General features: G+C 66.0%; 22 protein-coding genes. 5 read left to right on the top strand and 17 right to left on the bottom strand.

Features of this window, described 5'->3' with window-relative positions:
* Positions 1–35: 35 nt before the first annotated feature.
* Together ACREXZ_RS03095 and ACREXZ_RS03090 are read right to left on the bottom strand one after the other, a co-directional pair.
* Positions 36–1,505: an efflux transporter outer membrane subunit gene (locus ACREXZ_RS03095; protein ID WP_431762563.1), complete on the bottom strand. Its 1,470-nt coding sequence runs from the start codon at positions 1,503–1,505 to the stop codon at positions 36–38.
* A gap of 126 nt (positions 1,506–1,631) precedes the next feature.
* A complete protein-coding gene (locus ACREXZ_RS03090; RefSeq protein WP_431762562.1) occupies positions 1,632–2,330 on the bottom strand; it encodes a response regulator transcription factor in 699 nt (232 codons plus the stop codon).
* Between the two features lie 169 nt (positions 2,331–2,499).
* On the opposite strand from ACREXZ_RS03090, the gene ACREXZ_RS03085 reads away from it, so the two are divergent.
* On the top strand, positions 2,500–3,183 hold the full coding sequence (locus ACREXZ_RS03085; RefSeq protein ID WP_431762561.1) for a response regulator transcription factor: 684 nt from the start codon (positions 2,500–2,502) through the stop codon (positions 3,181–3,183).
* Positions 3,170–4,546 (top strand): sensor histidine kinase, encoded by a 1,377-nt coding sequence (locus ACREXZ_RS03080; protein ID WP_431762560.1) that lies wholly within the window; start codon positions 3,170–3,172, stop codon positions 4,544–4,546. Before ACREXZ_RS03085 ends, ACREXZ_RS03080 begins: the two co-directional genes overlap by 14 nt.
* 101 nt (positions 4,547–4,647) lie before the next feature.
* Here ACREXZ_RS03080 and ACREXZ_RS03075 read toward each other — a convergent pair whose 3' ends face one another.
* On the bottom strand, positions 4,648–4,935 hold the full coding sequence (locus ACREXZ_RS03075; protein ID WP_431762559.1) for a hypothetical protein: 288 nt from the start codon (positions 4,933–4,935) through the stop codon (positions 4,648–4,650).
* 462 nt (positions 4,936–5,397) lie between these two features.
* Here ACREXZ_RS03075 and ACREXZ_RS03070 point away from each other — a divergent pair, with 462 nt between their 5' ends.
* A complete protein-coding gene (locus ACREXZ_RS03070; RefSeq protein ID WP_431762558.1) occupies positions 5,398–6,486 on the top strand; it encodes a hypothetical protein in 1,089 nt (362 codons plus the stop codon).
* Positions 6,487–6,671: 185 nt separating this feature from the next.
* On the opposite strand, the gene gph is transcribed toward ACREXZ_RS03070, so the two are convergent.
* Entirely contained in the window at positions 6,672–7,394 is a 723-nt protein-coding gene (gph, locus tag ACREXZ_RS03065) for a phosphoglycolate phosphatase (RefSeq protein ID WP_431762557.1), read from the bottom strand.
* 12 nt (positions 7,395–7,406) lie between these two features.
* Positions 7,407–8,171, bottom strand: coding sequence for an HAD family hydrolase (locus ACREXZ_RS03060; protein ID WP_431762556.1), 765 nt, complete (start codon positions 8,169–8,171; stop codon positions 7,407–7,409).
* Positions 8,172–8,481: 310 nt separating this feature from the next.
* Here ACREXZ_RS03060 and ACREXZ_RS03055 point away from each other — a divergent pair, with 310 nt between their 5' ends.
* A complete protein-coding gene (locus tag ACREXZ_RS03055) occupies positions 8,482–9,576 on the top strand; it encodes a beta-propeller fold lactonase family protein (RefSeq protein WP_431762555.1) in 1,095 nt (364 codons plus the stop codon).
* Between the two features lie 79 nt (positions 9,577–9,655).
* Here ACREXZ_RS03055 and ACREXZ_RS03050 read toward each other — a convergent pair whose 3' ends face one another.
* Positions 9,656–11,992 (bottom strand): TonB-dependent receptor, encoded by a 2,337-nt coding sequence (locus tag ACREXZ_RS03050; RefSeq protein WP_431762554.1) that lies wholly within the window; start codon positions 11,990–11,992, stop codon positions 9,656–9,658.
* Between the two features lie 184 nt (positions 11,993–12,176).
* Here ACREXZ_RS03050 and ACREXZ_RS03045 point away from each other — a divergent pair, with 184 nt between their 5' ends.
* Positions 12,177–13,190: an ATP-binding protein gene (locus ACREXZ_RS03045; protein ID WP_431762553.1), complete on the top strand. Its 1,014-nt coding sequence runs from the start codon at positions 12,177–12,179 to the stop codon at positions 13,188–13,190.
* Here the strand turns inward: ACREXZ_RS03045 and ACREXZ_RS03040 are convergent.
* The 11 genes from ACREXZ_RS03040 to ACREXZ_RS02990 form a co-directional block, all read right to left on the bottom strand.
* Positions 13,160–13,822, bottom strand: coding sequence for a response regulator (locus tag ACREXZ_RS03040; RefSeq protein WP_431762552.1), 663 nt, complete (start codon positions 13,820–13,822; stop codon positions 13,160–13,162). The two genes, ACREXZ_RS03045 and ACREXZ_RS03040, sit on opposite strands and share 31 nt — an antisense overlap.
* Entirely contained in the window at positions 13,819–15,045 is a 1,227-nt protein-coding gene (gene pqqE, locus ACREXZ_RS03035; RefSeq protein ID WP_431762551.1) for a pyrroloquinoline quinone biosynthesis protein PqqE, read from the bottom strand. Before pqqE ends, ACREXZ_RS03040 begins: the two co-directional genes overlap by 4 nt.
* Positions 15,046–15,049: 4 nt before the next feature.
* On the bottom strand, positions 15,050–15,343 hold the full coding sequence (gene pqqD, locus ACREXZ_RS03030) for a pyrroloquinoline quinone biosynthesis peptide chaperone PqqD (protein ID WP_431762550.1): 294 nt from the start codon (positions 15,341–15,343) through the stop codon (positions 15,050–15,052).
* Positions 15,340–16,092: a pyrroloquinoline-quinone synthase PqqC gene (gene pqqC / locus ACREXZ_RS03025; protein WP_431762549.1), complete on the bottom strand. Its 753-nt coding sequence runs from the start codon at positions 16,090–16,092 to the stop codon at positions 15,340–15,342. Before pqqC ends, pqqD begins: the two co-directional genes overlap by 4 nt.
* A gap of 69 nt (positions 16,093–16,161) precedes the next feature.
* A complete protein-coding gene (pqqB, locus tag ACREXZ_RS03020; RefSeq protein WP_431762548.1) occupies positions 16,162–17,115 on the bottom strand; it encodes a pyrroloquinoline quinone biosynthesis protein PqqB in 954 nt (317 codons plus the stop codon).
* Between the two features lie 106 nt (positions 17,116–17,221).
* Positions 17,222–17,788 (bottom strand): cytochrome b, encoded by a 567-nt coding sequence (locus tag ACREXZ_RS03015; RefSeq protein WP_431762547.1) that lies wholly within the window; start codon positions 17,786–17,788, stop codon positions 17,222–17,224.
* A gap of 89 nt (positions 17,789–17,877) precedes the next feature.
* On the bottom strand, positions 17,878–18,702 hold the full coding sequence (locus ACREXZ_RS03010; RefSeq protein ID WP_431762546.1) for a formylmethanofuran dehydrogenase subunit C: 825 nt from the start codon (positions 18,700–18,702) through the stop codon (positions 17,878–17,880).
* Positions 18,699–19,658 (bottom strand): formylmethanofuran--tetrahydromethanopterin N-formyltransferase, encoded by a 960-nt coding sequence (gene fhcD, locus ACREXZ_RS03005; protein WP_431762545.1) that lies wholly within the window; start codon positions 19,656–19,658, stop codon positions 18,699–18,701. The genes ACREXZ_RS03010 and fhcD overlap by 4 nt, the downstream gene beginning before the upstream one ends.
* A gap of 23 nt (positions 19,659–19,681) precedes the next feature.
* Positions 19,682–21,382, bottom strand: coding sequence for a formylmethanofuran dehydrogenase subunit A (locus ACREXZ_RS03000; RefSeq protein WP_431762544.1), 1,701 nt, complete (start codon positions 21,380–21,382; stop codon positions 19,682–19,684).
* Positions 21,379–22,785 carry a formylmethanofuran dehydrogenase gene (locus ACREXZ_RS02995; protein ID WP_431762543.1) on the bottom strand — a complete coding sequence of 469 codons (1,407 nt, stop codon included), beginning with the start codon at positions 22,783–22,785 and terminating at the stop codon, positions 21,379–21,381. Before ACREXZ_RS02995 ends, ACREXZ_RS03000 begins: the two co-directional genes overlap by 4 nt.
* 274 nt (positions 22,786–23,059) lie before the next feature.
* On the bottom strand, positions 23,060–23,815 hold the full coding sequence (locus ACREXZ_RS02990) for a HisA/HisF-related TIM barrel protein (RefSeq protein ID WP_431762542.1): 756 nt from the start codon (positions 23,813–23,815) through the stop codon (positions 23,060–23,062).
* Between the last annotated feature and the right edge of the window lie 5 nt (positions 23,816–23,820).

The following is a 23,820-nucleotide window of genomic DNA, read 5'->3' as shown; positions in this document are numbered from 1 at the left end:
GCGGGGCACCTCGTGGTTTGAAGGGTCTGCAGATTTCATGAGCGGGAAGGCGTAGAGGGGGAAGCGGTGCTGTCATCGGTGACGCCGAAGCCGCCGCCGAACGCGCGAAACAGGCTCACTGATGCCTGCAGGCGCGCAAGCCGCGCCTGTACCAGGGTGTCTTCGGCTTGATAGAGCGTGCGCTGGGTATCGAGCACGGTCAGAAAGTCGACGGTGCCGAGCCTGTATTGCGCTTGCGCGAGCGTGGCGGCTTTGCGCGCGGCGTCGACGGCGTCCTGGTCGGCGGCCTCCGCAAGCTGCTGCTGTTGCGCGGCCGACAGCGAATCCTCGACGTCCTGCAACGCCGTCACTACCGTCTGCCGGTAATCCGCGACGCTCTTCGCCTCGGCCGCCTGACTCGCGTGCAACTGGCCACGCAGCGCGCCGCCGTCGAACAGCGGTGCCGCGAGCGAGGTCGCGAGACTCGCGAACGGGCTCGACAGGAAGTGCGACAACGATTTACTGCTGAGGCCGCCGTCGGCGGTGAGCACGATGTTCGGCAAAAAAGCGGCGCGCGCCGCGCCGACGCTCTCGTTCGCCGACTGCAACTGCGCTTCTTTCGAGCGGATGTCGGGACGCGTTTCCAGCAGACTGGCAGGCAGATTCGGGCGTGGGCGGGGAACGACGATGTCGGCGAGCACGGCATCGTTGACCGTGAACTGTTCGGGCGCCGTGCCCACCAGCACCGCGAGTGCATGCACATTGGTGTCGAGTTGCTGTTGCAGCGCCGGCACCGCGGCCTGAAAGGTGGCGAGCGCGTTGCGCTGCTGCTGCACCTGCAGCTCGGTCGCGACGCCCGCCTCCTGCTGTGCGAGCAGCAACTGCAGGATGTGGGAGGCATCGTCGGCAACGGATCGCGCGATCGCGAGGCGGCGGCGCAGGCTTTGCACCTGGAAGTAGGTGTCCGCCACCGATGCGGTCAGCGTCAGCGCCACCGTGTCGCGGTCGAACCCGGACGCACGCGCGAGCAGGTCGGCGGCGCTGGCGTTGGCGGCGTTGAAACCCCAGAAATCCGCCTCGTAGCTCGCTTCGGCAAACAGACTCTGAGACTTCGTCGTCGACCCGCGCCCTTGATGGGCGCGACTGAAGGTCGCGCCCAGCGACAGCGACGGATACTGCGGCGCACCGGCTTTCTGGGCGTTGCCGCGCGCCTGTTCGACGCTCGCAATCGCGGACGCCAGCGTGAAGTTATTGTGCAGACTGCGCTCGACCAGCGCGTCGAGCGCCGGGTCGTGATATTCGCGCCACCATCCGCTTCTGACGGGGACCGTATCGGCGAGCGACGCTCCCGCCGCGCCGTCGAAGCTTTGTGCGAGTGGCACGCCCGGCCGCTGATAGCCGGGCACGAGCGAGCAGCCTGTCAGCACTGCGGCGCCAAGCGCGCAAACGGCGGCGCGCACGGCCAGACAGCGGGCCAGAGCGCTGACGACGCGCGCCGCCGGCGCCGGATGGAGCAGCCCTGACATTGAAGAACGCTCCGGCAACATGGACATGTCGCCAGAATAGTCAGCGGGTCCTGTCGGCGCTTTCGCCCAATGATTAAAAAAATTTAATGCGCGGCAGCAGGGGGCAACGAGGCCTGCGCAACAGCGTCAACGCGGCTCGAAGTGCTTCCAGGGCGTCGGGTTCAGCACGTAGCCCGCGCCCACCACGGTATGAATCAGGGTGACTGGAAAGTCCCGGTCCACCTTCGCCCGCAGTCGATGCATGTGCATATCGATGATGTTGCCGCGTGGCTCGAAATCGTAGTTCCATGCCGCTTCGAGCAGCATGCTGCGCGTCACGACCTGACCTTCGTGCCGCGCGAGGCACTCAAGCAACAGGAATTCGCGGCGCTGCAGGCGCAGGCTGTGGCCGCCGCGCGTCGCGGTTCGGGCGCGGGTGTCAAGCACGAGATCCGCGCATTCGAGCCGCTCGCTCATCCTGCTGCGGTCCGCGCGCCGCGCGAGCGCCTCGATTCTCGCGAGCACTTCGACGAACGCGTAGGGTTTCACGAGATAGTCGTCGCAACCGGCGCGAATACCTTCGACGCGGTCGTTCAAACCGCCGATCGCCGACAGCATCAGCACCGGCGTCATGTCGCCGCCGGCACGCAACTGCTGCACGAGGGCGATGCCATCGAGCGCGGGCAGGCGCCGGTCGGTCAGAATCACGTCGTAAATGCCCTCGCGCGCATACGCGAGCCCGGTTGCACCGTCGGCCACCGCGTCGACGATCAGACCGCTCTCGCTCAAGCCGCGCGCGAGAAACTGGCGGCCGCGCGCATCGTCTTCGATCAACAGGATTCGCATGCACTCGGGCCCGGACGGAGGGGCCTACATTAAAAATTTTTCATGTTCGCGCGAAACGCCTGTGCGGCTTCGCGCGGCATACTGCGGTTTTCGCAGGTACGAGCGTAGCGTAATCGGCCGTCTCACGCAGGCGTGCCCGCCCGCCTGTTTCTGGATTCTGGAAGAAGGCATGTCGAACGTATTGGTCGTCGAGGACGACGAGCAGACCCTCGCGGAGATCATCGAAGCGCTCACCGATCACGGCTGCAAGGTGCAGGCCGCAAGCACGGGTCGCGACGGTTTGATGCTCGCCGTCGCAAACAGCTACGACGCCATCGTGCTCGATCGCATGCTGCCGGGCGGGCTCGAAGGACTCGGCATGCTGGCGGCGTTGCGCAGTGCCGGTGTGCTCACGCCGGTGCTGATCCTGAGCGCACTGTCCGCGGTCGACGAACGCGTGCGCGGCTTGCGAGCCGGCGGCGACGACTACCTGACCAAGCCGTTCGAGTTCATCGAGCTGACCGCGCGGCTCGACGCGCTGATGCGTCGGCGCGAGGCCGCGCCCGGCGTACAGGAATATCAGGTCGGCCCGCTGCGGCTCGACCCGCTCAAACGCGAAGTGACCTGCGCCGGCCGCCCGGTACCGCTCCTGCCGCGCGAATACCGGCTGCTCGAATACCTGATGCAGCACGAGGGGCAGGTAGTGAGCCGCACCATGCTGTTCGAGGCCGTCTGGGACTACCGGCTCGATGAGCGGACCAACGTGATCGACGTGCACATCAGCCGTTTGCGAAAGAAGCTCGACCCGGACGGGACGGCTCCGATGATCGATACCGTGCGCGGTTCAGGATACGTGCTGCATGCGCCTGACTGAACTGCACCGCACCACTGGCTTTCGCCTCGCCACGTTGTTTCTGGCGCTGTTCGGCGTGATCGCGATACTGCTGTTCGGCTACCTGTACCGCGAGGTGACGGGCTTCGAACAGGAACGCATCGACGACTGGCTGATGCGCGAGCACGCACAGTTGAGCCGCGAAGAGCCGGACGAACTGGTCGCCCGCTTCGAGCATCAAAACCAGTTCGACCCGCGCCATCAGCGCCCGTTTGGTTTGTTCGACGCCAGTGGCAAACACCTTGCCGGCGGTTTTCTGGGCGATCTGCCTGCAATTCCCGTGTTCGACAAGCCGTTTTCGATGCGGCTCGCGAATCTGCCGAAACATCCGCCCGGCCGATGCATTGCCGCGCGCGTACCGGATAACCGCATTGCGTTGCAATGCCAGAACACGCGCGAGCTCGATCACTTCGACGAAGAACTGCTGCATGCGCTGCTCTCCACGGCGATGATCACGCTCGTGATCGGCCTGATCGGAGCGAGTCTGATCGGCATCTCGGCAATGCGGCGGCTCGATGCGGTGACTGCCTCGATCGAGGAAATCGTCGCGGGCAATCTCAGCAGGCGTTTGCCGGTGCATTCGAAACAGGACGACGTGGATCGGCTGGTAGGCGTCGTGAACGGAATGCTCGACGAAATCGAGCGGCTCATGCACGAGGTCAAAGGCGTGTGCGACGCCATCGCGCACGACCTGCGCACGCCGCTCACACGGATGCTCGGCGGACTCGAACGCGCACAGCGGCGTGCCAGAACCGACGTGGAATACCGCGCGGCGATCGACGAAACCATTCTTGAAACCCGCGGCCTGTTGCGCACCTTCAATGCATTGCTGCGGATTTCTGAAATAGAAAGCGGTGTGCGCCGCGCGGGCTTCACTCATGTCGATCTGGCCGCTCTCGCCGACGACGTGTTCGAGTTCTACGAGCCGGCTGCCGAAGACAAACACATTGCATTCGAACTACAGCGCACAGCATCCGGCCCGCTGGCAATCACGGGCGATCCGAATCTGCTCTTTGAGGCACTGGCGAATCTCGTGGAGAACGCCATCAAGTTCGCGCCGCACGGCGGAGCCGTGCGCATGGTGCTGTGGCGCGACGCACGGGGCGCCGGCTTGACGGTACGAGACAATGGACCGGGCATCGCACCAGCCGAGCGCGATGCGGTGCTGCGCCGCTTCTATCGTGGAGAGGCGAGCCGCCATACGCCCGGCAGCGGCCTGGGCCTGAGTCTTGCCGCCGCCGTGGCCGGCATGCACGGCATGATGCTGACGTTCCACGACACGAACGCCGGTTGCGAGGTCAGTCTGATTAAACCTGCACACTATCATCCGGCCGATACCGCCTGATCGAAACATAGCGGCATACGCCAATCGCCGCTTCGGTGTGACCGGCGGTTCGTACACCGCCGGCGAGCGCCCGAACCCCGTCGGGGGCCGCGACCAACGACCTAGTCGTCGTCATCCTCACGATGATGGCGCTCCCATCCCCGATGCCCATCGTCACGCCAACGCCGCCTGTCGCCGTCGTCGCCTTCATAGCGGTATCCGTAACCGTAGGCAGGGGGCGGCGGCGCATAGATTACCGGAGGCGGTGCCTCATACACGACCGGAGGCGGCTGCACATAGACGGGGCCCGGCGCACCCAGAAAAATGCCGATATCCGCGTGAGCAAGAGCCGCACTGGATGCACAGGCAGCGGAAATTCCTGCCGCGAGAAAGAGGGTAGCGCGCTTCACGGGTTCTCCGATCCTGTCCGGCTCTGGCGGGTGCCAATTGATAACCGACGACGCGGATGATAAGAGCGCCAGGCCCCGGCAGGTACGACCGCATTGTCAATCCTGTAACCAGCGGTAACCGTTACGGCTTCGCCTGATCCGCGATCTGCATGCGCAGCCGGAACAAGCGGATCGACCTGCAATACGGCGGGAAAAATGGTGTGATTTATTTTGTTCTTAAGGCTCTCATAAGGAGTGGTTTCATCCGTTTTTTATAAACAAATCTGGAGTACGGAATATATTTCATTTCATTACATGGACATATTCACTGCATACGCTCGTCACCAGTCCGCAGATCGATTCTACTGATGCGCACTCCCCGGAAAGGCTTGTCTCGCTCAATAAATTCTACCTGTCGGTCTTACCTCTTAAGGATAACTTAATATTGGTGGGGATATGAAAAGCAAGTGTCTATTTTCTGTAATGTTTTCGGCGTTGACGCTCGCGGCATGCGGCGGCAGCAACAACGTGACGTCGTCGCCGGGAGCGGCTCCTGTCAGTACGGCGCAGATTCCGAACACCGCGACGGCAACCGGCTACTCGCTGTCGCTGTTTGCGAAAGCACCGTCCTCGTCGGCTAAACCGGACTCGATCGTTCAATACAACAACACCGTTTTTATCGGTTATCAGATGGCCGGCGACGTGAAGGATGGTTCGGTCCCAGGTCTGACGAATACGGTGGTCCAGTACGATCTGAGTGGAAACGCGCTGAAGAGTTATACGGTGCCTGGGCACGTCGACGGGTTGATGGCGCGCACCGACACGAATGCGTTGTGGGCGATGTCGAATGAAGACGGCAATCCTGAGCTCACCATCATCGACCTCGGGTCCGGTGCGCAAAAAACCTATCAGGCAACGGTCAATCCGACGGCGCATGGCGGGGGCTACGACGACATGCAGCTTATCAACGGCGTCGTGTATGTCAGCGCGTCTGCACCGACCACGCCGGGTGCCGCTCCCACCGTCGTCTCGCTCACGCTCAATGCGAACGGCAGCACGTTCGACGTCGCGCCGGTGCTGGCGGGCAACGCACAGGCGACCGACCTCACGCCTTCGGTCGGCGGCGCGACCAATCCCACGTTCAATCAGGCGGTCACACTGAGCCTCACCGATCCGGACTCCGAAGCCATCGATTCGGCGGGTGACCTGGTGCTCGACAGTCAGGCCGACGGCAAGCTCATATTCATTCACAACCCGGGTGCGAGCCAATCCGTGAGCGTGCTGACGCTGACGCTCTACAACGACAAGGACGGCCCGGTTTATCCGGTGGACGATACGCGCTGGGTGCCCGCGCCGGGCTCGACCGGCAAGACCTTCATGCTGTTCACCGATGCAACCAACAACACTTATCGCGTGGATGCACCGTTCAAGCAGGGCGACTCCTATAGCGCCGGCCAGGGACAGGTGATGCAGCTGGACACCAAGACCGGGCATCTGACGCCGGTCGTCGCGGGTATTGGCAACGCCTCGGCGCTGCAGGATCCCCACGGTATGCTGTTCGTCGCGCTGTAGTCTCGCACCCCAGGCCGCGATCCGGGGCCCGCTCTCCCCAGTTTCAACGGAGGCGGGCCTGTCGCGCATGCAATGACGGAATTCGTCGAGGCGGTTCTGGGGCACTCGACGAAAGGGCGCCAGGGCCCGTTGACAATCAGCAGAACCAGATGCGTCGTCAGCCCTTTCCGTTCCCGCCCGCCCGCTCAACCCAACGCGTTCACCCCCCGTCGCCCCTCGATCACGCCTGCCACCTCCTCGAGCGAATCGACGAACCCATCACAATCCAGCATCGCAGCACCGGTCGGCCCCGCATAACCATAGCGGACGATCAACACCGGCACACCCGCCGCGCGCGCGGCCGCGACGTCGACCGGCGAATCGCCGACCAGCGTGCTGTGTGCCGGTTCGACATCGAGCAGCGTGCACGCATGCCACAGCGGTCCTGGCTCCGGCTTCATGCCGGCAGGCGAGTCGCCGGCGACCAGCACGTCCAGATAGCCGGCAAGCCCCGTCATCAGCAGCAGCGGTGCCGCGAGCGCTTCCGGCTTGTTGGTCACGCATGCGAGCCGGTAGCCGTGGCGACGTAACGACTCGAGTCCGGGGGCCGCGCCGGGGAACACGCGGCCGATGCGGCCGTTGGTCTGCGCATAGTGATGGTTGAACGCATGCAATGCGTGCGCGAAATCGATTCGCTGATCGAGACCAGTCGCTTCGAGCGTGCGTCGTACGAGATTCGGCACGCCTTTGCCGATGAAACCGCTGACGGTTTCGAACGGTAGCGCGGCGGCATCGAACTGGCGCAGCATCCGGCTGACTGCCTCCACGATGTCCGGCGCCGTGTCGATCAGCGTGCCGTCGAGATCCACCAGCACGGCCTTGTTCCGCGGCTCCGTCATCGGTGCGTGGGGTGAATGCAGTGAATGCATGCGGCGTTCATCTCACGCTGCCTCGTGCTGCGTGAGCCGATGCCAGCGCCGCAACGTGGCGACGTCGATCCAGCCCGCGCGTTCATCCTGCATCGGCGATGCAACCGGCGCATCCGGCTCACCGAGATGCGGCAGTACCGCCAGCGCGCCGTCGAAACAGTCCTGCGACGTGAACGCGGTCGGCGTCACGACGGTCGGCACACCGGCGGCGCGTGCCGCGAGCAGGCCGTTTGCGGAATCTTCGAACGCGATACAGTCGGCGCCGCGCAGGCCGAGTTGCCGCAACACGTCGTGGTAAACGTCGGGGGCAGGCTTCTTCGTATGCGTCGTACCGGCATCGCAGACCGCGGCGAAGCGCGTGCGCCACGCGCTGCCGAACGGCGTGCCAAGCAACGCGTCGAGATTGGCGGGCGTCGTGGTCGTCGCGATTGCGACGGGAATGTCGGCCGCGTGCGCCTCGTCGATCAGCCGCGCGATGCCCGGACGCAGCGGCAAACCGCCGCCGCGTATCTGTTCGGTGTAGTGGCGGGTCTTGATCGCGTGCACGGCGTCGATCACGTCCTGCACCTTCGCGCCGTCGGCTTCTTCCAGATCGGCGACGCGCCAGTAGTGCCGCAATCGCTCCTTGCCGCCCGCCACTTTCAGCAGGCGCGTGTACAGCGCCTCGTCCCAGAACCAGCCGAGGCCGACCTCGGCGAACGCGGCGTTGAAGGCCCGCAGATGCGCGGTCTCGGTATCGGCGAGTGTGCCGTCGACGTCGAAGATGAGGGCTTGCATGATCCCGGTCCTTGTCCGGCGTCCGCGCAACGATGCCGTTGCGCCGCGCGCCGGAAGAAGTCATGACATCACGATAGCGGAGCGTCCCGCCGATTTGAATTCAGAGTTTGTTTCGGCTGCGATAAGTGCTGCTTTGAGTGCATGCGGTGCGTTATCGCTTCGTAAGAAGAGCAGTCACAGAACGGTTTCCCTCGCGAAGCGACCCGCGCAGCCGCAATTCGGGAAATTCTCCTGCCCGTTGTCCGTTGTCAAACCATCGTCCGATGGGATACTTTGACTGGACAACCCGATCACATGACGGAGTCCAGATATGCTGGAGACACGGTTTCGTTTCACTTCCCCTCGCTTCACGTCCCCCTTGCGCGCGTTCGCACTGGCCGCGTTGACGCTCGCGGCGGGCGCGGCCCAGGCCGCCGCGCCGCTCGCCTATGTGACGAGCGAGACAGCCGGCGTCGGCGTCATCGATCTCGACAGCATGACGCTCGCGAAGACCTTCACCGACGGCGCCGACGGCCCGCGCGGCCTGAGCCTGAATGCGGACGGCACGCGGCTTCTCGTCGCGAACAAGAATACAAGCGATCTCGCGGTGATCGACACCGCGTCGGGCAACGTCGTCGAGCGCGTGAAGATCGGCAAGAACCCTGAATACGTGCGCGTGCGCGGCGGCTATGCGTACGTGACCTACGAGCCCGGCGAGGTGGGCGGTCCGCCGTCCGCGTCACCTCCCGGCAAGCCCGGCACGGCTGGCGGCGACGACGACGCGAACAAGCCGCCCGCCGAAATCGCGATCGTCGACATGAAGACGTGGCACGTGATCCGCTCGGTGACAAGTGGCCACGAAACCGAGGGCATCGAGTTCTCGCGCGACGGCAGCACGATGCTCGTCACCAACGAGGGCGACGACACGGTATCGGTCTACCACGCGCGCACCGGTGCGCCGCTGCGCACCGTGAAGCTCGCCGCGGGCGGCCGGCCGCGCGGCATCCGGCTGTCGCCGGACGGCAAGGACTACGTGGTCACGCTCGAATCGCTAAGCAAGTTCGTCGTGATCGACGCGCACACGTTCAAGGTCGTCAAGACCGTCGACACGAAGCTCGGACCGTACGGCGTCGCGTTCGGTCCCGGAGGCAAGCGGCTTTTCGTCGCGGCGTCGCGCGACAAGACGATCCAGGTGTTCGACGGCCGCACCTACGACCACGTCGCCGACGTGCCGGTTGGCCAGCGCTGCTGGCACTTCAGCTTTACGCCGGACGGTTCGAAGCTGATGGTCGCATGCGGCCGCTCCGATGCCGTCTACGTGCTCGACGCGAAGAGCTATCAGCCGATCGGTCAGATCGGTTCGTTGCCACTCGCGTGGGGCATCGTCACCTATCCGCATAGCGACGGCTCGATCGAGTCGCATTGAAGCAGATCGAATTGCATCATCGCGTCGGGCGGCCGGTTCACACTGGCCGCCCGTTTTCCTTATCTGCCATTACTTGCCGCTACTTCCACGCGTAGCGCAATCCCACCCACACTCCACGCGGCGCACCTGGCCCGATGAACTGTTCGTTCGTCGGATTCGCGCCATCGAACGTGTGATTCGGTCCGTTGAAGAAATTCTCGCCGAGCACGCCGAAGCTCGCATACTGCTTGTCGAACAGGTTCGTCACCGATGCGAAGACCTGCAGTTGCTTCGTGACCTGATACGTGGTGTCGAGATCGACCAGCAGGTAGCCCGAGATCTTGCCGTTCGCGTCCTGGTTGTTCTCGTCGCCCTGCGCGTAGACGCTGCCGCGCCACGTCAGGTTCGTGCCGATGGTCCACTTCGATGTCGCGTCGTAGTCGAGCCGCAGCTTGACGGTGCTCGCCGGAATGCCCGGGATGTGATTGCCCGGCTTGACGGTGATGTTGCCGTTGGCGCCGGCGCTCGAATTGCTCTGGCTGCTCTCGGTCCACGTGGACCGGTAGGTCGCGTCGACGTAGCTGTAGCTGGCGGTCACCGCGACCGGTCCGAAGCGGCTGTGCCCCGCGAGTTCGAGCCCTTGCCGGCGTGTGCGACCGACGTTCTGGAAGAAGCCCTGCGAGCTCGATGCGCCGTTGGCGCTGATGAACTCGATGTCGTTGTCGAGCGTCGTGCTGTAGGCGCTCGCGCTCCACGTCGTCGAATGGCCGATGCGGCCGCGCGCGCCCACTTCGAAGGTCTTCGAGATCACCGGCTTCAGCGCGGGATCGGAGACGAAGTCGTTCGGCAGCGAGCACGGTGCGCTCGGGTCCGCGCACGCGAGTTCGATCGCGGTCGGCGAGCGCATGCCCTCGTTGTACGTCGCGTATGCGGTGAAGCCGGGCACCGGGTTCCAGTTGATGCCGAACGCCGGATTGAAGCGCGAGAACGTATGGTGACCATCGAGCTGCGGTTGCATGCCGCTGACGTCGCCGATCGACGCGTCGGCCCAGTTGTAGCGTCCGGCGAGCGTCACCGACCACTGCGGCGTGATCGACAATGTGTCCTCCAGATAGATGCCATAGCTGCCATTGTGCGTGCGCGCGTCGGTCTGCTGCGCGAAGTCGCCGATGCCGATGGTCGCGCGCGAATCGGTGAAAACCGCATCCTGCGACGACTCCGTGTAGTGCGAGTTGGCGATGTCGGCGGACACGCCCGCGACGAGCTGGTTCTGCATACCACCGAGTTTGCCGAGCAGCGTGAGCTGCAGGCTCGCACCGTAGCTGCTGGTCGCGACCGACGATTTCTGGTTGGTCGCCTGCGTCGTATCAACGTTGCCGCTGCTGTCGACCGAGCCGAAGTTCGTGTTGTTGTTGCTGCTGATGTTGGTGTTCAGAAAGCGCCGGTAGTAGGCGTTGCCGCTCAGTTCGACGTGATCGTTGAAATAGTGGTCGCCCGATAGCGTGACATAGCCGAGGCTGTTCTCGTTCTGGTCGGGATACGTGTACGGCTGCTTCCGGTTGTCGAGGAACGAACGCGGAATGGTCTGCACGCCGTGCAGATCGTTGTCGGCACCGCCCGCCGAGAACGTCAGTGTGGTATCGGCGTCGGTGTAGCGCAGCTTGCCGAACGCCTGCCGCACGCGGCTCGCGTTCTGCTCGGCCCAGCCGTCGTCGTTCGCCATGCTGCCGGTGAAGTAGTAGTCGAGATGGTCGCCGATCGTGCCACCCTGTTCGATCTGCGCGGTTTTGCGGCCCCACGAACCGGCCGTCACCTCGGCCTCGCCGCCGGGGCTCGTCTTGCCGTTCTTCGTCGTGATCGCGATCGCGCCGCCGAGTGTGTTGAGCCCGTAGGTCGGATTCGAGCCGGGAATCAGCTGGATCGTGTCGATCGCCTGCTGCGGAATCAGGTCCCAGTTCACGACGTCGCCGAACGGCTCGTTCACGCGCACGCCGTCGACGAACACCGACAGCCCCTGCGGCGTGCCAAGCAACGGCGACGCGGTGAAGCCGCGATACGTGAGGTTCATCTGATACGGATTGCCCTGTGCATCCGAGATGTCGACGCTCGGCAGGTTCTTCGCGAAGTAGTCGGTGAGCGTGCTGCGATGCTGCCGCTCGAGATCGGCCGCGTGCACCGTCTGTACGTTCGCGGGCACCTGTGTGAGCGGCGTACCGATGCCGACAAGCGGTGTGGTGCCTACGACGATAATCGGCGCGAGTGTCGTTTCGGCGGTGGGGGGCGCAGGCTGTGTCTCTGCGGTCGCCGCTGCGGCAGTGGGTGCGTTCTGCGCCCACGCGGTGGCGGACAGGCCCGCAAGCGCACTGCCGAAGCACAGCGTTAGGCTTGCTCGCTGCCGCAAACGAAGGGTGAGGACGGCACGGTATCGCATGCTCATTGTTTTGTCTCATGTCATCCCGGCGCCGTCGCAACCCAACCTAACGCGCGCATGCCGGTGTAATGAAAGCTTCGCATGCTCGAGCCGCCGATGACCCGGGAGCTTTTCCCGTTGTGACGGGGAAGCGTTCCCAAAAGCACAGCCAGAAATCGCCGTTGCGGGTCGGGCTGAGTAGAATGCAGACGTGACGTCAAGCGATCCTTCCAACCTCTCTTCGACACGCCCCGCGCCGCCGCCTCCGACGGTGCGGCGCGATCTCGCGTGGGTGCTCGCGGTGACCGTGCTGGCCTGGGTGCTCGGTGCGACGTTCGACGTGAGCGAGCATGCGTATCGCTGGACCCGCGGGCTCGAGCGCTTCCAGCTCGACGAACTGCCGGGCACGCTGTGCGTGCTCGCGATCTGCCTCGCGTGGTTCGCGTGGCGCCGTTATCGCGACGCGCGCCACGAACTGCGCCGCCGCTGCGCGCTGGAGGAAGAAGCCGAACGGCTGCTCGCGGACAACCGCCGGCTCGCGAGTCAGGCGCTGGATGCGCAGGAGATCGAGCGCCGTCATCTCGCGCGCGAACTGCACGATGAACTCGGCCAGTATCTGAATGCGATCGCGCTCGACGCCGCGCGCATCCGCGACCTGTCGACTGCGCGCGAGCCCGAGATCCATCGTGTGGCGCTTGGGTTGATCCAGAGCGCGAGCCACGTTTACCGTCAGATCGGCGGGATGATTCGCCGGCTGCGGCCGATCGGTCTCGACGAATTCGGTCTGCCGAGCGCGCTCGAACATTGCGTCGATGGCTGGCGCGAGCGGTTGCCCGCCGCGTCGTTCTCGCTGACGATCGAAGGCGACTTCAGCGGTCTCGCCGACCCGCTGACGATCACGCTATACCGGCTCGTACAGGAAGGGCTGACCAACGTGTCGAAGTTCGCGCGCGCGGCGCGCGTCGAGGTGTTCATGGTGCGTGCGCCGCGCGAGACAGCGGCGGGGCAGCACGGCGAGCCGATCGACGAGATCGTCGTGACGATGGCCGACGACGGTCCCGGCGTCGATCTCGCGAAGCCGCGCAGCGGCCTCGGACTGATCGGCATGCGCGAGCGCGTCGAGGCGCTCGGCGGCGAGTTTCACGTCGCGAGCCAGCCCGGCGGCGGCTTCCTGTTCTGCGCGCGCGTGCCCGCTCAAGCGGGGCTGGCTGAACCCGTGAACTGAAGCCCGAGCCGGCTTGCCATCTGCGCGAGCTGCACGCCGTTGTCCGCGCCGAATTTCTGGCGAATCACCGACTGATGATTGGCCACCGTCTTCTGGCTCAAGCCCAGCTTTTCCGCGATGCTCGGCAACGTGTAGCCCTGCACGAGCAGCCGCAACACCTCGAATTCGCGCGCCGACAACTGGCGTCCCGGCGGCCCCTCGCTGAACGCGTTGCGCATCGCGAGCGCCTGCGAAATGTCGGGGCTCAGATAGCCGGCTCGCCGTGCGATCGTGCGCACCGCTTCGACGAGCACGTCGGGCGCGCTCGCCTTGGTCACGTAGCCGAGCGCGCCCGCGTCGAGCGCGCGGCGCACGAAGATTGCCTCCTCGTGGACGCTGAAGATCAGCACGCGCGCTTCGGGCGCGCGCGCGAGCATCCGTCGCATCGCTTCGATGCCGCTCGCGCCCGGCAGCGCGACGTCCATCACGACGACGTCCGGCCGCAGCGCGCAGAAGCGCTGGTACGCGTCGCCCGCATCGGCTGCTTCGCCGCAGACATGCACGTCGTCGTTCAGTTCGAGCAGACGCCGGTAGCCTTCGCGCACCACCGCGTGGTCGTCGACGAGCAGCACGGAGATGTCCGCTACGCTCATGATCGTGCTCCTTGTTCGCCGGGTTCGCCGGGTCCGTTCGCATCGCCGCGCGCCGCTGCGGCGAGCCGGCGCGAGTTCGCATCGTTGCGGAACACGATTGGCTGTTCGCGCGGAGCCGCGGGCGTAGCGGCTGCATCGGCCGCGCGACGGACCACGTTCACGACGGTCTCGTGGAACGGCGACTTGTCGCACACCGGATCGGCTTGCGCCGCATCGCCGGTGAGCAGGTACGCCTGACAGCGGCAGCCACCGAGGTCCTGCTCTTTCTCCTCGCAGCTGCGGCACGGCTCCTTCAGCCAGTCGAGGCCGCGAAAGCGGTTGAACGCGGCGCTGTCGTACCAGATCTCGCGCAGCGGCATGTCGGTCACCTTCGGCAGCGCGAGGCCCGGCAGGCTGCGCGCCGCGTGACACGGCAGCGCGGTGCCGTCCGGCGCGATGCCGAGGAACACGGCACCCCAGCCGTTCATGCAACGCTTCGGCCGGCGCTCGAAGTAGTCGGGCACGACGAAGAAGATCTTGCAGCGATCGCCGTGAACCGCGCGATAGCGCTGCACGACCGCCTCGGCCTCGTCGAGCTGCTCGCGCGTGGGCATCAGCTGTGCTTCATTCGTATGCGCCCAGCCGTAGTACTGCGTGTTCGCGAGTTCCAGATACTCGGCGCCCATCGCGAGCGCCATCTCGATGATCCTGTCGACATGCGGCAGGTTATAGCGATGCAGCACGCAGTTGAGCACGATCGGAAAGCCGTGTCGTTTGATCGATGCAGCGACACGCTGCTTCAGGTCGAACGTGCGCGTGCTGCTGAGGAAGTCGTTCAGCTGCTGCGTCGAATCCTGGAACGACAGCTGGATGTGATCGAGGCCCGCAGCCTTCAGATTGCCGAGCCGCGTATCGGTCAGGCCGATGCCGGACGTGATCAGGTTCGTATAGAAGCCGAGCTTGCGCGCTTCCCCGACCAGTTCCTCGAGGTCGTCGCGCAACAGCGGTTCGCCGCCCGAAAAACCGAGCTGCGCTGCGCCAAGCGCACGCGCTTCGCGCAGCACGTCGACCCATTGCGCGGTGCTCAGTTCGCGGTTGTGATCCGTGTAATCGACCGGGTTGTAGCAGAACGCGCAGTGCAGCGGGCAGCGGTACGTCAGTTCCGCGAGCAGCCATAGCGGCGGCGCGATGCCGGCGGTGGAGCTGGTTTGTGCGTTGGCGACGGGATGGGAGAGATCGGTCATCGGGCTACTCCAGCCAGCCGCGTCCACGCGCGTCGGCGACGAACGCCCGCACTTCAGAACCGAGTCCGGTCGTGTTGAACGCATGCTCCAGCTCGGCGATCAGCGCATCGAGATCGCGCGTGCCGTCGCAGCGCTTGAGGATTTCCCCCGCGCTCTGGTTGAGCTTCACCATGCCCTCCGGATAGAGCAGCACGTGTGCGTTCTGCGCGGGCTCCCATTGCAGGCGAAACTGTTTCGCGATCGCGAGTCGATTGGTGGACGAAGCATTGGGACTGACGTGATGTGCGATGTCGTTCATTGCGGAAACGCCTTTTCGATCGAGTCCAGCATCGACCACAGGATGTCGAGCTTGAACTGCAGGATGTCGAGCGCGCGTTCCTGCTGGTCGCGCCGCGTGAAGTGATCGAGCGTCACTGCGAGTCCGTGCAGTACGTCGCGCTGCGCGAGCGCGATCCGCGAACGGAAGTACGCGAGGCCGTCCGGCTCGATCCACGCATAGTGTTCGGGCCAGCTCGCGAGCCGGTCGCGATGCACTTGCGGCGCGAACATCTCGGTCAGCGACGAGCACACCGCTTCCTGCCATGGCGCACGGCGCGCGAAGTTCACGTAGGCATCGACCGCGAAGCGCACACCTGGCGTGACGAGCCGCAGCGACCACAGTTCGTCGCGCGACAGTCCGACCGCATCCGCGAGTCGCGCCCACGTTTCTATGCCGCCTTCCTCGTCGCCGTAGCCGTCGTGATCGAGAATGCGCAGTACCCAGCGGCGCCGCGTGTCGCGGTCGGTGCAGTTCGACAGCACGGCCGCATCCTTGAGCGGGATGTTGATCTGATAGTAGAAGCGGTTCGCGACCCAGCCGCGGATCTGGTCGCGCGAGCATCCGCCGCTGTTCATCTTCACGTTGAACGGATGATGGATGTGATAAGACGTGCTCTTCGCGCGCAGTTGCGCTTCGAATTCGTCGCGGGTCCATGCGGGTCCGCGGGACTCGTGCGGCGCGTGAGTCGTGCGCGCCGGCGCCGTGCCGAAAGGGTCTTTCGCGTTCATGCCGTCTCCGATGGTTCTGGTTTCGTCGCGTCGCAATGCCGCTGCAACGCGTTGCATCAAGGTCTTCCACTACAGGTCGAACGTCATTCCGTCGTATGCCACTTCGATGCCGTGTTCGGCAAGCGTCCGGCGCTCGGGACCGTCCTCGACGAGTATCGGGTTGGTGTTGTTGATGTGGATCAGCACCTTGCGTACGTTTCGCTGCGTTGAGTTGCTCACGTTCATCGAATTCGTCGTGCCCAGCGAATCGAGCGTGTCGATCATTCCGCCTGGGCCGCACTGAGGCAGATGACCCATGTCAGCGGCAGTCTTCTTCGACAGGCCGAGGCGGATCATCTCGTCGCCGGTCCACAGCGTGCCGTCGACGAGCAGCAGGTCCGCGCCGCGCATCGCGTCGAGCACGTGCGGCTCGATCGCGCCGAGGCCCGGTGCGTAGAACACGCGCTTGCCGGTCTGCCGGTTCGTGAACACGAGCCCGAGGTTGTCGCCGCGCGCGGGCGCGTCGCGATGCGGCGAGTAGGGCGGCGCCTTGCTCGACAGCGGTAGCGCGTCGATCTGCACGCTGGCCAGCGCGCCGAGTTCGAGCGGCGTGCCGTCGAGTGCGATCCGGCGATGCTCGACGCCGCAATAGTGCGAAAGGATCGGGCCGACCGGAAAACCGCTGCACAGGTCCTGCCATACCGCGTCGGTCGCGTAGAGCGGCAGCGGCGCACTGTGTTCGCGCAGCATCAGCAGCCCGGTGACGTGATCGATCTGCGCATCGATGACGAGCACCGCGGCGATACCCGTATCGCGCGCGCGGCGTGCCGGCTGCAGTTCCGGATGCGCGGCGATCTGCGTGAGCAGATCCGGCGACGCATTGACGAGCAGCCAGTCCTCGCCGTTCGCGCTGACCGCGATCGACGACTGCGTGCGGCGCGTCGCCTTCAGCGTGCCGCGACGCACGCCGTCGCAATTGCGGCAGTTGCAGTTCCATTGCGGGAAGCCACCGCCTGCCGACGAACCGAGTACCTTGATCTTCATGCCGCGCAGCGCATCGCGCGCCCCTCGTGGACGCGTGGATCGAATTCGAAACACGCCGCGAGTGCCGGGTCGCTCGCGAGATGGCCTGCGTGCACTCGGGGCATCGTCATGGCAGCATCCTCGCGAGCAGGTTGTCGCGGTCGATCCACTGATGCTTGATCGCGCCCGCGACGTGCAGCACGATCAGCGCGATCAGCCCATACGCGATCGCCTGGTGGAGGCCGAAGAAGAGCGCACGCAGGCCGGCATCGTCCCAGCCCCACTTCGGCAGCGGCAGACCCCAGAAGCGCGTGCCGTAGTGGTTGAACGACGAGCCGAGATAACCGGCGAGCGGCATCGCGACCATCGCAACGTATAAAAGACCCTGCGTGATGCGCGCGGCGGCGCGTTGCCACGGACGCATCGGCGGCAGCGGCGGCCGGGTGGAGGCCGCACGTGCCAGGATGCGCAGAAGCACCAGCAGGAAAACCGTCAGGCCGAGCGACTTGTGAAGGTTGATCAGCGTTGCCTTGACAGGCAACCCCTTCGGCAACCCGACCATGTAGAGCCCGAGCGCGAGCAGCGCGATGACGCCGAGCGCGATCAGCCAGTGCAGCGCGATCAGCGAGCCCGTATAACGCGCTGGAGGCGCGTCGGCGTGCAACGTCGCGGAGGGAGAATGCGTTGTCGTCATGGCTGTTGTCTTGTCCATGTGTTTCGTGTTTTGCCTCGGGCCGTTTCGTCGAACCTGCTGCATCGTCATCCCCGGACGTATGTCCCACATCATCCGGCGATCAAAATTTCTCCCCGGCCGTCGACCGCGAGATCGCCCGCATAGCGGATCGGCAGATGGTCGGCGCGCCATTGCGAAAACGGCGTAATCTCGTGCGCGAGACTGTGCACGAGCAGCGCCCAGAACACGTCGAAACCGACGCCGCCGGTGGTGAAAGTCGATGGCAGCGGGGCCGGTGCATGCGCGAGCAGCAACGTGCCACGCCGCATACCGTATGCATAACGCGGGCCCACGCTGCCTGCGATGCCGACCGTGCCAGCGACGAGCCGCGCGGCGGCAAACGCGCCCGCGTCGCCGCCGACCAGCACGAGCCCGCGACGCATCCGGTCTGCGAGCCGCGCGCCCGCGTTGCCATGGATCGTCAGCGTGCCGCCGGTCATCCCTTCCATGTCGCCGGTCAGTGCGCCGGCAGCGAAGTCGCCGCTGTCGCCCGTTACCGTCAACCTGCCGCCGCGCATTTCGCAGCCGGTGAAATGTCCCGCGTGGCCGTCGACATGCAGCGTGCCGCCCGTCATCCGCCAGCCGCTGTAGTCGCCCGTCGAACCGTGCACGGCGAGGTGCCCACCGTCCATCTGCGCGCCGACGCGGTCGAGCCACGGCCCGGCGCCGTCGATTACCAAAGCGGGACCCGCATCGACTGACTGGTCACGCGACACCGCGAACAGATCGCCAACCGCGCAGCGTTCGTTGCCGGCCGGCAGCACGATGCGTTCGATGTCGGCGATCGACAATTCCGCGAGCGGCACCGGCAGCAGCACCGATGCGTCGATGCGGAAGGCGGGCGCGATCTTCACGCGCAGCGTCGTCGTGCTCATGCGCGACTCCCGTCGACACCCGCCGCGAGCGCATGCAGATGGAAGTGATAGGGCCCAAGCTTGCCGCCGTAGTTGCCCGCCGAGATCCGCAGCATGCCCGCCGCGCGGCCGCGCGCGGTGGCCGCGGCGATACCGGCCGTCATCGCCGCGCCGACGTCGGCGTCGGTCAGCCCGTCGATCACGATCTCCAGCACGCAGCGGACGTCCGCGCTCAACTCGCTGCGCGGCGACAATCCCACGAGCGTCGGACAGAACGCGTCGTTGGTCGACGCGCTCGCGCCGCGATACTTCGAACCGACCTTCGAGCCCGAACGCACGACGCCGCCCGGAAACGGCATGATCACGTTCGGTAGCGCGCGCATCGCATCGACCGCGGCTTCGGCCGCCGCCAGCGCGGCGTCGACGTCGCGCGCGAGCAGCAGCAGGTTGCCGCCGCCAACCGCCTTCACGGTGAGCGCCGTGTCCTCGCAGACGAATTCGCCGTCCATCACCGGCACGCGCCAGTAGCGCGTGTCGCCGAGCATTTTCGAAATCTGCCAGCCGTCGCCGAAAAAACGCAGGCCGCTGCCGAGCGACGCGCGGTCGGATAGCGGCGCGCGGCTCGTCGCCGGATCGATGCCGCCGAACACCGCGGTCGTCGGGCACGTGAGCACGCATTGCCCGACGCGCCGCTCGATCTGCTTCGCCAGTTCCTTCGACGACACCGCAAATAGCAGCACCGCAACGCCCGGACGCCTGTCGGGCGTTTCGCCGGGCGCAAGCGTGCGCTCGATGCCGGCCTCGCAGCCGCAGCCAATCACCGACGTCGCGAAGCCGGTCAGCGAATGCGCGGCGTTCAGCGCCCACGCGGGCGTGTGCGCGGTGATCACGAGCCGCGTCGCCTTCATCGGAAACGCTTCCGCGAACGTCGCATCGATCGTCGTGCCGTTGATCTGCAGGGTCGCCGGGTCGCTCATCGTCGCGGTTCGCTGTGCATGGGTCAGTCGTCGGCGAAGCACGCGACCGGCAGCAGCCGGCCGCCGCGGCAGCAGCTGCACGCTTCGTCGTCGCTGATCGCCGCGTGCGCGAAGTTGCTCGCGAGATGCGTGTCGCTGTACGCGCGGAGGGTCTTCTCGATGCCGCGGTCGAATTCCGGCGACACGAAATGGATGCCACCCGTCGGTGTGGCGACGAGCGTGCCGTCGCGCGCAACCAGTTCGCCGTCCTTGAACACGTACGCGGGCGACGTGAACATCCGCTCGCGATCCGGCTCGTCGCGGTACACGGCGACGTCGGCGGCCGCGCCCGCGCCGAGATGGCCGCGGTCGCGCAGCCCGAGCAGACGCGCGGGGCCGGCGCGTGTGATGATCGCGATCTCGTACAGCGAAAACTCGCGTTTCAGTTCGGGCAGCGTGCTCGCGACCGGCGCGTCGGGATGCAGTTTCGCAAGCTGCTCGTCGCGAAACGACTTGTCCATCAGCAGGCGGATCAGATGCGGATAGCTCGTGAACGGGCCGCCGTTCGGATGATCGGTCGTCATCGCGACACGCCACGGGTCGTCGACCAACAGGAAGATTTCCAGACCGATAATCCATTGCAGCGCATTCACGAAGCTCTGCTCGCGATAGCGGAACGGCACGACGCCGCAGCCCGCATCGCATTCGATGTCGCCTGCGACCCACTTGTGCGGCCGCGCGAGCGGCGCGTTGCGGAACTGCATCATCGTGTCACCGGACGCGGTGACCGTCTGTCCGAAGATGATCTGGCCCACGTCGATCGACACGTTGGGCCGTGCGTTCACCGCATCGGCGATGCGCCGCGCGCCCGACGAAAACTTCTGCGGGCCCTCGATGCCGTAGCTGTGAAACTGGATGTGCGTCAGGTGGACCGGCAGGCCCTCGGCGGCGTCCATCGTTGCGATCGTCGAATCGACGTTGCCGGGCACGCCCAGGTTACTCGCGTGCACGTGCAGCGGATGCGGCACGCGCAGCTCGGTCAACGCGTGCGACAGCGTGCGCAGCACGTCGCGCGGCGTGATGCCGTAATGCGTGTGCGCTTCGTCGACGTCGAGCGAGCGCTGGTTGAACTTGAACGCCGAGATGCCGCCCGGATTTACCACTTTCACGCCGAGCGCCTTGCTCGCGTGAATGGTCCAGCCGACGTAGTCCCGGAGTCGTTCGAAATCGTCGCGCGCGGCGAGCATCCGCAGGAACAGTTCGTCGTTGCCGAGCATCACGTACGCGCCGTGATCGATGATCGGCGTGTCGCCCATTTCGAGGTGCGCGTGGCGTGCGTTCGACGGCATCATCGCGGGCTCGAACGCGGCCGTGTAGCCCATTTCGGCGTAGCGGTAACCGGTCGCGAGCGTGCCAGGCGCGCAGACACCGCACGACGGCAGCCGCAGGTAACGGCCGCCCGCGTCGCGCGCCGCTTCGTACGCGGCATCGCGGACCGGGTCGTCGCGATGGTCCTCCGGCAGCAGCAGGCGCGACAGGTTGGTCTTGCCGCCGCCGATGTGCGAATGCAGGTCGATGCCGCCCGCCATCACGATCATGCCGGTCGCGTCGTACTCGCGATCGGCGGGCAGGCCGGCCGGTACGTCGACGATGCGGCCGTCGCGGAACACAAGGTCGCGCCGTTCGCCGTTCACGCCGTTGGCGGGGTCGTAGAGCGTGCCGCCTTTGAGCCGGATCGTGCTCATCGGGTGGCCTCGCCGGTGGCTTCGTTTGCGTCAGTACCGGATGCAGCGAACGTGGCGGGCAGACGTGCGGACAGCTGCGCGGCGATCGTCGCCACCGAAGGCAGCGAGACACCGCGCGCGGCCGCGAGCGGCATCACGACCGAGCTGTCGACGCGAAACAGATGCCCACCGCTGTCGATGCCCGGCGTCGCGACGGGAATGAACACGGTGCCCGCGCCGCGCGCTTTCGCGGCGTCGGCGAGTGCGGGATGACCCAGCACGACGATGGGCACCCGTCGATCGAGCGCTTCGGGCCATGCGTCGGGCGCGAAGCTCGCGACCCACAGCAATGCGTCGATCTCGCCGCGTGCGATCAACGTGTCGGTGCGATAGCGGTATGGGTCGTGATCGAGCGGCGCGGTGCCGGCGAGCCGCGACGGCATCGCGACGCGCGTGCGCAGCGGCAGGCCCGACAGCCACGTCGTCGTCTGGTTGACGGTCAGCGCGCCGTCGTCGCCGCCGAGCGCGAAGCACGCGGCGCGGCTCGTACGGTTCTCCGCCTTGACGATGCGGTTCAGCGCTTCGATCAGCAGTGCCGCATGCGGACCCGGCAGCGCGGCGGGTTCGTAGACGATCACCGCGTAGGGGGCGGCGACGATGCGCGTATGCAGCGCCGCGAGCGCCGCGACGATGTCCGCGTCCGCGTGCGGTAACGTGTCGGCGCGACGGCCTTCGCTCAACGCGGACCACAGCGCGAGCGAGTCGTACGGATCGGTGTCCGGCAACACGGTGCCGATGCGCGCATGCGCGTGCATCGATGCGGCCGGATCAGGCTCAGTGCCGACAAAGATCAGTTCGCGTGCGGAAGCCTCGTCGCCGTCGACGCGCGCAAAGAACCGCGGATAGCGCAGCGACGGCCGGCAGTGGAAAAACACCAGCAGGTCGGCGCGATCGCGCACTTCGGAGAGCGTCGTGAAGAACGATCCGCGATCCTGCAATGCGAGCGTGGCTGCGCTCAATGCGTCGCCGTGCAGGTGATCGAGGATCGCGCCGCAGCCGGCCGCGAGCGTATACAGCGCACGTGTGCCGGCGACGTCGGTAGCGAGCCCGCCGAACAGCGGACGGTGCGCATCCGACACGATCTGTGCGCCGCGCGCAAGCGCGGTGTCGAGGTCCATGTCGCTGCCGTCGACGATACAGCGGCACGACGCATCGGTGGCGCGATAGGTCGACAGTGCGTGAGCGAGCCGTGCGCAGTCGGTGTCCGGCGCGCTGAGCGTGTCGTCGGCGTGCGTGTGGACCACGAGATCGTCGCACAGCAGCGGGCAGAACGGACAGACCCAGTCGCGCGCGGTCGACCGCACCGGCAGGCCGGCCGCGCTCGAGGGGTTCGCGTTCGATGGATCGATGGACGAAAGGGACATGGCGCGTTTTTAGCAAGGTCCATGCCGACCGATAAACGCACGCAGAAAATGCACGGACACGCGAACCCGCGATGCGGCGCGATGCATCGCGCGTTGCGAGAGACACCGCAGCACACGCATGCGGATGCCTGGGCGAAGAGGCGCGCGCGTCGCACAGGTTGTGTGAGACGCCGGAGCAGAGTGTCACACGTCGTGGCACGAGCTTGCCGCCGGTTTACACGTAAGCGTCGTGCTGCCGTTTTTCGTGGTTTGGCATGAAACGTGTATGGCTGCTCTATGTGTGCGTGGCAGATGCCGGGCCCGAGCCAGACGGACCTAACCGCCCATCGTGCAACGCGGATGCGACGAGCCAAGCGTTGGCGCCGCTGCGCTCCGCGGCCGCGAGGTCGGCGCGATCGCGAATGCCGCCCGCGCCGATCAGCATCGTGCCGGCCGGCGCGTCCGCGCGCAGGCGTTCGAACGTCGCGAGGTCGGGGCCTGCGTCGCTGCCCACCTGATCGAGCGTCATCGCGATCACGCGCGCGGGCCACCACGACGACGTAGGTTCGAGCGCGGCGGCCTCTAGCAGCGCGCCGCAGCGACGGTCGAGCGACAGGATCGGCGCGAGGCCGTCGCGAGCGGCAGCACGCAGCGCGTCGACGTCGCGCAGCGACTCGGTGCCGAACACTGGCACGAGCGTCGCGGCGGTTGTGGTGGTTGTGGGAAAGAGGCCGGCCGCATCGATACGCTCGAACAGCGCGCGCATCGACGCATGGTCCGCATAGCCCGCGTCGAGCCAGATCTCGATGCCGGGGAGTGCGGTGCGTAACGCGGCAAGCACGTCGACGTGTGCGCCGGTTTCAAGGATGGCGCCGAGGTCGGCGATATACAGCGTGCGCGCGCCGCTCGCGGCCAGCAGTGCGCGCGCGACGGGCAACGGCTCGCTGGTGGACGCGAGCGACGAACGGATGGGCCGGTAGGCCGTCCGCTCGCCGCGTACCGCACGCACCACGTGACCGTCGAGCAGATCGAGAACCGGTATCACCTGCATAGGGG

This window comes from Paraburkholderia sp., from assembly GCF_050742655.1.
GTDB lineage: Bacteria > Pseudomonadota > Gammaproteobacteria > Burkholderiales > Burkholderiaceae > Paraburkholderia.
The sequence above is the reverse complement of the archived record's forward strand: the minus strand, read 5'-3'. Positions and strand labels throughout refer to the sequence as shown.